Origin of the sequence: Kineococcus vitellinus, from assembly GCF_009906315.1 — a bacterium.
GTDB lineage: Bacteria > Actinomycetota > Actinomycetes > Actinomycetales > Kineococcaceae > Kineococcus > Kineococcus vitellinus.
On sequence record NZ_JAAALL010000569.1, the window covers coordinates 1 to 1,139 of the forward strand.

General features: G+C 78.1%; 3 protein-coding genes. All 3 read right to left on the bottom strand.

All coding sequences use genetic code 11. From position 1 onward, the window contains the following. Positions 1 to 468, bottom strand: a 468-nt coding sequence (locus GTQ99_RS23455; protein WP_338075221.1) for a PEP/pyruvate-binding domain-containing protein, incomplete at its 3' end; no start/stop codon positions are given. Between the two features lie 3 nt (positions 469 to 471). Continuing rightward, positions 472 to 858, bottom strand: a complete 387-nt coding sequence (locus tag GTQ99_RS23460; protein ID WP_166618048.1) for a hypothetical protein — start codon at positions 856 to 858, stop codon at positions 472 to 474. A 105-nt stretch (positions 859 to 963) separates the two neighbouring features. Next, a complete protein-coding gene (locus tag GTQ99_RS27635) occupies positions 964 to 1,137 on the bottom strand; it encodes an Lsr2 family DNA-binding protein (protein WP_420814619.1) in 174 nt (57 codons plus the stop codon). Positions 1,138 to 1,139: the final 2 nt, after the last annotated feature.

Sequence of the window (1,139 nt, forward strand, 5' to 3'; positions counted from 1 at the left end):
ACCCGCCTCGACCACGACCTCGTGGGCTCCGGTGACGGGGTGGCGGGTGAACACCACGCCGGCGACCTCCGCGGGGACGAGGACCTGCACGAGCACGGGCACCACCGCGGCCGGTTCCCGGCCGGTCCGGGCGGCGTAGGCGAGGGCCCGCGGGCTCGTGCCCGACCTCGCGGCGCGACGCACCTCCTCGACCACCCGCGCCGGGCCGGGAACGCCGAGGGCGGAGTGCAGCTGACCGGCGAAGGACGCCTCGCCGCCGTCCTCGCCCAGCGCGGAGGAGCGCACCGCGAGCGGTCCCGCGCCCAGGTCGCGCAGCGCCGCCCCGACCTCGTGGACCCAGCCGTCGCCGCCCAGCGCGTCGAGGACCACGAAACCGGGTGGGACGGGGAAACCCTCGCGCAGCAGGCGGGCCAGGTTCGCGGCCTTGCCCCCGCACCGCTCGTCCGCCTCGTCCAGGGGGACCAGCACGGCTCAGGACTCCGGCTCGGAGCCGCTGGTCCGGCTCAGGACCCGGTTCAGGCGCTGCTGGGCGGCCTGGGCCGACCCCAGCCCGAGCGAGGCGGCGATCTGCGGCCAGGTCATGCCGGCTCCGCGAGCGGCGAACAGCAGACCGGTCTCGACCTGGTCGAGTTCCGCCCGGGCGGGGGCCAGCAACCGCAACCCCGCCTCCAGGACGGCCGGGTCGGCGTCCCGCGCGTCGCGGGCGGCCCAGGCGACGAACCGGACGAGGTCGACGTCGGAGGCCGGCTGGCGGGGCTGCTGCCACGGCCGGCGGGCGAGGCCGGCGGCACCGGCCCGGTCCACCGCGGTGCGCGCGCGGTCCAGGTCCGCCGCGTGGCGGTCGTCGTCGAGGGGCACGCCCCCACTCCAACCCGTCAACGGCCTGTTGTCAACAGGGTGTTGAGACCTGTTCCGACCGGCGTCCCGCCCGGGGCGGTCGGTTCCGCGCCCCGGGCGGTGGCGTCAGTGCGCTGCCAGGTACTGCTCGCGCACCCTGGTGCTCAGCGGTCCTCGCGGCGGGACGGTGATGCCGTTGGCCGCCGCCCACTGGCGCACCACCCGCGCGTCCAGCGGGGCGGTGTCGGCGCCGCCGCCGGGCACGGTGGCGCTCTGCGCCCGCGCCGGCGCGGACGTCACCT